Source organism: Coprococcus sp. TF11-13 (assembly GCF_003481085.1).
Classification (GTDB): domain Bacteria; phylum Bacillota; class Clostridia; order Lachnospirales; family Lachnospiraceae; genus Coprococcus; species Coprococcus aceti.
This window is the reverse complement of sequence record NZ_QUKK01000007.1, coordinates 170,966-179,856: the sequence shown is the minus strand read 5'-3', so window position 1 is coordinate 179,856 and position 8,891 is coordinate 170,966. Positions and strand designations below refer to the sequence as shown.

Sequence of the window (8,891 nt, the reverse complement as noted above, 5' to 3'; positions counted from 1 at the left end):
AGCATCCATGTGTTCAGCCTAGTTCATAAATATGTGTCCAGGATTCTGGGTACATATCATGGTCTGGTGACCGGACGGCGCTTTGCTGTCCTTATACGATGACGTCGAACTGTATGTAGTCTCCCTGGTCGGTATTTACCGTGTCGAGATATATTTTACCATTGTACTTGTCGGTCAGTTTTTTCAGGTTGTAGAGACCGTAACCATGGCCATGTCTGTCTCCGGTTTTGGTGGTATATCCCGGTGAGAACATATTCTGGCGGAATTCGTTGGTTTTGACGGAACCCTTGTTTCTTGTTCTTATTTCTATCTGGTTCTGCCTGCTGTCCAGGTACAGATATGCAGTGCCAAATGGGGCGGTCGATTCAAGCGCATTATCGATCAGTATACCGATGATCCTGATCAGTTCATACTCCGGCATTCGGCTCTTCAGATCCCTGGATGCCACCTGGACTACGAGCTCCTTCTGATCCTTCTGTGCCTCCGTGATCTTGCTGTACACAAATCCGGCTACAACGCTCAGGTTGATCTTGAGCAGATCACAAATAGCCTCTGTAAAGGAATAAAAAAGGTCGGTTATATTACAAGTCAATTGCAGAAAATATAATTCTTTTAGTTAATACCACCATAATAAAACGGCTGCAATATACATCTGCGCAACAAAGTGATATAAATTGCAAGATTAAATATTGAATTTAAAAACTGCTTAATATATTATACAAATAACAATAAATTAGCTAAAAATAGCCTAATAAAACAAACGGAAGATAAATTGTGGATAGATAAAAAGGAAAAATCTGTGTGGCCTGTGAGGTCAGGAAAGGGGTAGAAGATGGACGCAAAGCAGAGATACGATATGTGGCTTGGCAGCGATCAGGTAGATGATGTTACGAAGCGGGAGCTCGTAAACATAAAGGATAATGAAGCGGAGATTGAAGATAGATTTTACACAAACCTTGAGTTTGGAACAGGTGGACTTCGAGGCGTGATGGGAGCGGGAACGAACCGCATGAACATTTACATGGTTCGCATGGCAACACAGGGAATTGCTAACTACCTGGCGAAGATCGGAATATCAGAGCCGTCGGCAGCTATAGCATTTGACAACAGAAACAATGCTTCGCTGTATGCGCTTGAAACTGCTCTCTGCCTGTGTGCAAATGGCGTGAAGGTGTATCTGTTTGATGCGCTCCGCCCGACACCGGAGCTTTCATTTGCAGTGAGACATCTGCACTGCAATATCGGCGTGAATATAACGGCAAGCCACAATCCAAAGGAATACAACGGATATAAGGTTTACTGGGATGATGGAGCCCAGATCGTATCTCCTCAGGATAAGGAGATCATTGCAGAGGTCAACAATATAGAAGATTTCTCCATGGTTAAGACTATGGACAAGGACGCTGCAATAGATGCAGGACTGTTGAATGTGATCGGTCAGGAGATCGATGACGCATATATAGGAGAGCTTCACAAGCTTGTCATGAATCCGGAGGAGATTCAGAAGGCGGGAGATCTGAAGATCGTATATTCTCCGCTTCACGGAACAGGCCTTAAGCCTGTTACAAGAGTTCTCAGCGAACTTGGTTTCAAGGATGTACATGTCGTTGAGGAACAGGCTGTTCAAGATGGTAATTTTCCAACTGTAAAGTCCCCAAATCCTGAGGGCGCAGAGGCGTATGCCCTGAGTCTTGAGCTGGCGAAGAAGGTCGGCGGAGAGCTGATTCTTGTCACAGATCCTGATGCGGATAGGCTTGGAATGTATGGATATGACAGCAAGAATAATGAGTATAAAGAATTTACGGGCAATATGTTCGGTGCGATCCTCTGTGATTACGTGCTGATGCAGAGATCCCAGAGCGGAAGACTGCCTGAGAATCCGGCGATTGTAACTACGGTTGTTATCACCAATATGGTCAAGGAGATATGTAAGAAGTACGACACTTTCTGTGACTGCAACAACCTGATCGGATTTAAGAATATAGCATCGAGAATGAGGGCTTATGAGCAGACTGGTGAACACAATTATGTGTTCGGGCTTGAAGATACATTTGGATGTCTGCCTGGTACATATGCAAGGGACAAGGACTCGGTTGGAACGCTGATGCTTCTCTGTGAGGCTGCGGCATACTACAAGAACCGTGGCATGACTCTGTGGGACAGAATGGTTGAATTGTGGCAGGAATATGGTTACTACAAAGAGAAGGTTCAGACCATGAAGTTTGACGGACGCGAGGGTGCTGCAAAGATACAGTCTATGATACAGACGCTGAGAGATAATCCGGTGCAGAAGGTCGGAACTTACAGCGTGGAGAAGATCTACGACTACAAGCTTGGAACAGAGACGGACGCAGCGACAGGCAAGTCCGAGGCGGCGGTGCTTCCAAAGTCCAACATGATATATTATCAGCTTGCGGATGGCGCATGGTTCCTTGTGAGACCTTCAGGCACAGAACCGAAGATCAAGTTCTACCTCGGGGTAAAGGGAAGCTCTCAGGAGGATGCGGCAGAGCAGCTTGACGAGCTTGCGGTAAATGTGAAGGCGATGTTCTCGTAAAACGGGATGACTGGTAAGAAACGGAATGGCTGGCAAATAAATGTCAGCAGAAAATAGGTTAGAAGATCGCGGTAGCGACTAAAAATAATTACAAGGTGGAGGTAAAAAAGATGGGTTACATGGACGAATACAAGTTCTGGCTTGAGTCAGACTGCTTTGATGAGAAGACCAAGGAAGAACTTAGAAGTATCGCAGATGATGACAAAGAGATCCAGGACAGATTCTACAAGAATCTGAAATTTGGAACCGGCGGAATGCGCGGAATCATGGGTGCCGGAACCAACAGAATGAATATATACACAGTTACAAAGGCTACACAGGGTCTTGCAGATTACATACTTGAGGTCGGCGCGGATGCTGCGGGGAGAGGTGTTGTCATAGCACATGACTGCCGAAATATGTCAGCAGAGTTCACAGAGGCATCAGCTCTGTGTCTCAATGCAAATGGCATAAAGACATATGTGTTTGATGCACTCCGCCCTACACCTGAGCTGTCATTTGCAGTGAGAGAGCTTGGATGTATAGCCGGAATCGTGGTAACAGCAAGCCACAATCCACCTGAGTACAACGGCTACAAGGTGTACTGGGAGGACGGCAGTCAGATCGTATCCCCTCAGGATCAGGATATCCTGAAACATGTGGCGAATGTTGAGAGATACGAGGATGTCAAGACCATGGATAAGGACAAGGCTATCGCAGACGGCCTGTTCTGTATGGTTCCTACGAGTGTTGATGAGAATTACTATCAGGCACTCATAAAACAGACCATCCACGGCGATATCATTCCGAAGGTTGCAGACGATATCAAGATAGTATACACACCACTTCACGGAACAGGAAATGTACCTGTAAGGGAAGTGCTAAAGAGACTTGGCTTCAAGCACGTATATGTTGTAGAGGAGCAGACTGTTCCTGACGGAGACTTCAGCACGGTCAAGTCACCAAATCCAGAGGAACCATCAGCATTTGCCATGGGAATAGACCTGGCAAAGAAGGTGGATGCGGACGTTATCATGGCCACAGATCCTGATGCAGACAGACTTGGAATATACGTCAAGGACAGTACGGGAATTTGGAAAGACACGGAATTTGCAGATGATCCTGCATATCCATATGTCCGCTTTAATGCCAATATGACAGGAGCCTTGATCGCAGAGTATGTCTGCCGTGAACAGGAGGCAGTCGGCAAACTGCCGGAAAATGGTGCTATCTGTAATACAGTAGTCAGCACCAATCTTACAAAGGCGATAGCAGAGAATTACAATCTGAAATATATAGAGACACTCACCGGATTCAAGTACATAGGTGAGCAGATCCTTCTCTTTGAGAAGAACAACACATACAAGTTCATCTTCGGAATGGAGGAGAGCTTTGGATGTTTAGTAGGAGACTACACTCGTGACAAGGACGCTTGCGCAGCCGTTGTCATTTTATGTGAAATAGCAGCATTTTATAAGCTGCAGGGAGAAACCATCTGTAATGCCATGGAAGAGGTTTATCACAAATATGGCTATTACTTTGAAGGTGCGTTTGGGATAACTCTAAAGGGTGTAGATGGTGCAGCACAGATTAAGGAGATGATGGAGAACTTCAGGAACCATCCACTTACGAACTTTGCAGGTATCAAAGTTACCGGCATGAGGGATTATGTGAGCGGAATCCGCAAGCCGCTTGATGGCGAAGAGGAGCACATGGGTCTTCCAAAATCAAACGTGCTGTACTATGAGCTGGAAAATAATGCGTGGTTCGCGGTTAGGCCTTCTGGAAATGAACCAAAGATCAAATTCTACTTTGGCGTGAATGAAATCAGCCTAAAAAATGCCATGTCAAAGATAGATGAGATGAAAGCATGTGTGCAGGAGCTTGCTAAATAAACAAACACAAAATATGGCAGAATTTACTGCCGAAAAAGAAAAACATTCCTTCCATATACTACAAAATTAAACATGTAAATGCACTTTCCAGCCAATGCGCTGAACAAGGGGGATCTCGGCCTTGATGCTGAGGTCCCTTTTGTATAAAAAGAAGGCAGGGAATCAGGAGCTTCAGGGGACTAGATAACTGAACGCTGTTATATGTCACAAAGTAAAATATAGTTAAAAATACTAAAAACTGTTTAAGAATTAACTAAAAAATGTTATAATATATAAAGTAACGGCAGTGTGTGGCAAACGCGTACAGGAGTAGTATAGGAGATTATATGCCAGAAAAAGAAATAGAAAAAGAAATAAAAAAAGAGAAAGAAATAGAAAAGAAAAATATAAAAAGTATCGCTGGACATATCATCGATGAGAAAACCGATGAAAAAGAGAAACGAGAGCCGGAGAGCGTCTTGGATGTGGATGAGCATATGTCTGAGAAACAGAAACTCAGCCTTATGAACAAACAGCAGAAAAAGGAATACATACTGGAGTATTATGCTCCGAAGGCTCTATTTGCACTTGTTGTTGTGGGCATAGTTGTATTCCTTGTCGTAAAACATTTTACGGCGGAATCTGCGGCACTCAACATCCTTGCGGTCAACACTACACAACAGGAATCCGCGGCGAATGACAAGGCGTATTATGAGGAATTCCTCAGTGAAAATGGTCTTGATGCGGAGAAGGAATATGTCAGTATAAGTACAGGAATCGGCGTGTCAACTGATCCGAATGATGCCATGAGTCAGGATAGTCTACAGCTTATACAGAACAAATTTATGGCGAATGCGGTGGACGTGTTCTTTGCCGACACAGACCTTGTCATGAGTTTTGGAGAGTTTGGATATATGCAGGATCTTGATAAGGTGCTGACTGATGAACTGAAAGAAAAGTATAAAGATTCGTTTGTGTATGCAACGGTTATTGAAACGGGTGAGAAGATACCTGTCGGAATAAAGATCGGTGATAATTCCTGGGTGAAGGATACCGGCTGGTATGAAATGGATGCTGCAGTGGGATTTGGCGAGAATGCCAAGAATATGGATCTTGCACTTGAATTTCTTGAATACATAAGCAGAGAGTGATACCCATAAATAAAACAAGGAGACTATAGATACATATGAGCATAAGATATGATGAGGCAAACAGAATATTTGAACTTGATACGAGAAACACGAGTTATCGTATCGGAATCGCCGATGAAGAGGGGTTTGTCGGACATATATATTATGGACAGAAGATCCGTCCGCAGAAATGTGATCAGTTTTTGAGAACGTGTGAGGCTCCTTTTGTTCCGTCCAAGAATAACAGGGAGAGATGTTCATTTATGGACACATTTCCGACAGAGTATTCCGGAAATGGAATAGGAGACTACAGGGAGAGTTGTATTGCGGTAAAGACCGCAAATGGCAGCAGAACCGTTGATCTGAAATTTGTGGATTACGATATTGTAAATGGAAAGCCGGGGATTAGTGGCCTTCCGGCATCATTTGCGGGAGAAGAGGAGGTTCAGACTCTCGTTGTCCATATGATGGATGGGGGATGTGGCATTGATGTTGACCTGATATATTCTGTGTTTGAGGATGAGGATGTTATAACCAGAAGTGTGAGCGTGAAAAATGCAGGTGATAGGGATATCAGGCTCACAAAGGTATATTCTGCATGTATAGACATGGATGACGAGGATTTTGAGATGCTCACTCTTCATGGCTCATGGGCCAGGGAGAGACAGATTGAGAGACGCCCGATAGCTTATGGCAAGCAGAGTGTAAGCTCTCTCCGCGGTGAGTCATCCCACCAGGACCATCCGTTTATGGCATGGATGACAAAGGGTACAGATCAGACTACGGGTGATGTATATGGAATGCATTTTGTGTACTCGGGTAACTTCATCGCACAGATAGAGAAATCACAGTTTGATTCCATACGCGCAGTCATGGGCATACATTCAGAGGGATTTGAGTGGTGGCTCACGCCTGGAGAGACGTTTACAGCGCCTGAGGTTGTGCTTACATACAGCCATGATGGACTTGGACAGATGACTAGAAATCTTCATGATTTTTACAGATGCCACATGATAAGGAGCAGATATCTTCACCAGAAGAGACCTGTCCTCATCAACAACTGGGAGGCTACATATTTTGACTTTGATACCGATAAGCTCCTTGCGATAGCAAAGAGTGCGGCAGAACATGGAATAGAGATGCTGGTCATGGATGATGGCTGGTTTGGACATAGAAATGATGATGCCACAAGTCTTGGAGACTGGTTTGTAAATGAAAACAAGATCAAGGGCGGTTTGAAACATCTTGTTGATGAGGTGAATAAGCTGGGGCTGAAATTTGGAATATGGATGGAGCCTGAAATGATTTCCCCTGATTCTGAACTTTACAGAAAGCATCCCGACTGGGCGTTTGCGGTTCCGGAGAGAACGGCTACATTATCGCGAAATCAGTACGTGCTTGATCTCTCGAGAAAAGAAGTTAGAGACTACGTGTATGAATGTGTGCATAACGTGATATCATCCGCAAATATTGAGTATGTTAAGTGGGATATGAACAGACAGCTCACGGATATCGGCAGCGTAGAATTCACCGGAGACAGGCAGGGAGAATTGACTCACAGGTATGTGCTTGGAGTATATGAGCTGCAAGAGCGCCTTGTTAACGATTTCCCAGATCTTTTGCTTGAGAACTGCTCGGGCGGTGGTGCAAGATTTGACCCTGGCATGCTTTACTACAGTCCGCAGATATGGTGCTCCGATGACACGGATGCCATAGAGAGACTTTCTATACAGGAGGGAACGGAACTGATATATCCGCTTTCGACCATGGGCGCCCATGTGTCGGATTGCCCTAATCACACAGTTGGAAGGAGTACACCTTTTATGACCAGGGCACATGTGGCTCTGGCGGGAACATTTGGCTATGAACTCGATATCACAAAAATAAGTGAAGAAGAACGTGCGATGATCCCTGAGCAGGTGTCTATGTATCATAAATATAATGATCTTGTAAGGGAGGGTGATTATTATAGGGTTGCATCGTACAGGGAAAATGGACTGTATGATTGCTGGATGGTTGTTGCAAAGGATAAGAGTGAGGCATTGGTGACTTACGTTCAGGTGCTTGGAAGACCTAACGTACACAGTAGAAAGATAAAACTTTTAGGGCTTGACGTGACTGCTGGTTACAGACTTGACGGAACGGAGAATGTGTATGGGGGAGATCTCCTCATGAATGCCGGAATGCTCATTGAAACTATGCGTGGAGATTATATGAGCAGACTGTATCACTTTGTACTTGACAATAGTTTAACTTAAAAATAAAATAAAAATTAAGTTATTTAACCACGTGAAAAAATAAAGTGAGAAGGACTAGTTATGGCAAAATCAGTAAAATTGGGAGACATAGCTGCCATTGTTGGCGTGAGTACCGTTACGGTCTCAAAGGCACTTTCAGATCAGAAGGGTGTCAGCGAGGAACTCAGAGCACAGATCAAACAGTTGGCAGATGAGATGGGATACCAGTCACCATCTGAGATCAGAAAGAAGACGGCAAAGAAAAAGTATAATATTGGTGTTCTCATTCAAGAGATATACCTTGGAAAGTATCCGTCGTTCTATTGGCAGTTATATCAGGTGCTTAACAAAAAGGCGGTGGCAAGAGGCTGCTTTACTATGCTGGAGTTTGTTTCCAGAGATAGTGTATTGAACGCTGAGATGCCTATGCTCTTGGAGGATGACAAGGTTGATGGAATAGTTGTTGTAGGTTCCATGGGTAAGGAATACCTGGAAAAGCTGGAGAAGACAGCCAAGGTTCCTATAGAGTATGTGGATTACTACGATAATTCGAGACCGATAGACACGGTTATAGCAAACAGTTTCTATGGAAGCTATATGCTGACTAATTATCTGTATGATATGGGACATAGAGATATTGCATATGTTGGCACGATAGGTTCAACGAACAGTATAACTGACAGATATTTGGGCTATATAAAGTCTTTGTTGGAGCATGATATTCCGTTCAGAGAAGACTGGGTTATTCCGGACAGAGATGTGAAGACGGGTCAGTTTGACGAGGAGAACTGTTTTAAACTTCCAAAGAATATGCCTACAGCGTTTGTGTGCAACTGCGATCTTGCGGCAGCTACGCTCATAAAGATACTCAATGCTGCGGGCTACAGAGTTCCTGAGGATGTGTCCGTTGTGGGGTTTGATAATTACATGTATCCTGGAAGCTGCGATATAGGCGTGACCACATACGAGATCAATATGCAGGAGATGGCAGAGAGAACCATGCATAAGATTATAAAAAAGATATCCAACGAAAAATATACTGATGGCATATTTGTCGTGGATGGACGAATCGTGGTAAAGGATAGCGTTGCCAGAATAGAACGATAATGGAACG

General features: G+C 44.2%; 6 protein-coding genes. 5 read left to right on the top strand and 1 reads right to left on the bottom strand.

Annotated elements, in window-relative coordinates:
* Positions 1-91: 91 nt before the first annotated feature.
* Positions 92-592, bottom strand: a complete 501-nt coding sequence (locus DXD11_RS12110; protein WP_243002957.1) for a sensor histidine kinase — start codon at positions 590-592, stop codon at positions 92-94.
* Between the two features lie 240 nt (positions 593-832).
* Between DXD11_RS12110 and DXD11_RS12105 the strand changes: the two genes are divergently transcribed.
* From DXD11_RS12105 to DXD11_RS12085, 5 genes are all read left to right on the top strand, one after another.
* Complete coding sequence (locus tag DXD11_RS12105) at positions 833-2,557, top strand: phospho-sugar mutase (protein WP_118758502.1); 1,725 nt, start codon at positions 833-835, stop codon at positions 2,555-2,557.
* 110 nt (positions 2,558-2,667) lie between these two features.
* Positions 2,668-4,431, top strand: coding sequence for a phospho-sugar mutase (locus tag DXD11_RS12100; RefSeq protein ID WP_118758501.1), 1,764 nt, complete (start codon positions 2,668-2,670; stop codon positions 4,429-4,431).
* Between the two features lie 326 nt (positions 4,432-4,757).
* Positions 4,758-5,561, top strand: coding sequence for a hypothetical protein (locus DXD11_RS12095; RefSeq protein ID WP_118016878.1), 804 nt, complete (start codon positions 4,758-4,760; stop codon positions 5,559-5,561).
* A gap of 35 nt (positions 5,562-5,596) precedes the next feature.
* Positions 5,597-7,798 carry an alpha-galactosidase gene (locus tag DXD11_RS12090; protein WP_118758500.1) on the top strand — a complete coding sequence of 734 codons (2,202 nt, stop codon included), beginning with the start codon at positions 5,597-5,599 and terminating at the stop codon, positions 7,796-7,798.
* 60 nt (positions 7,799-7,858) lie between these two features.
* Positions 7,859-8,884 (top strand): LacI family DNA-binding transcriptional regulator, encoded by a 1,026-nt coding sequence (locus DXD11_RS12085; protein WP_117550321.1) that lies wholly within the window; start codon positions 7,859-7,861, stop codon positions 8,882-8,884.
* Positions 8,885-8,891 lie beyond the last annotated feature (7 nt).

What these genes read in the sequence shown, in the direction of transcription:
- DXD11_RS12105 (WP_118758502.1), top strand. Translation starts at nt 833, where the DNA reads ATGGACGCAAAGCAGAGATACGATATGTGGCTTGGCAGCGATCAGGTA.
- DXD11_RS12100 (WP_118758501.1), top strand. Translation starts at nt 2,668, where the DNA reads ATGGGTTACATGGACGAATACAAGTTCTGGCTTGAGTCAGACTGCTTT.
- DXD11_RS12095 (WP_118016878.1), top strand. Translation starts at nt 4,758, where the DNA reads ATGCCAGAAAAAGAAATAGAAAAAGAAATAAAAAAAGAGAAAGAAATA.
- DXD11_RS12090 (WP_118758500.1), top strand. Translation starts at nt 5,597, where the DNA reads ATGAGCATAAGATATGATGAGGCAAACAGAATATTTGAACTTGATACG.
- DXD11_RS12085 (WP_117550321.1), top strand. Translation starts at nt 7,859, where the DNA reads ATGGCAAAATCAGTAAAATTGGGAGACATAGCTGCCATTGTTGGCGTG.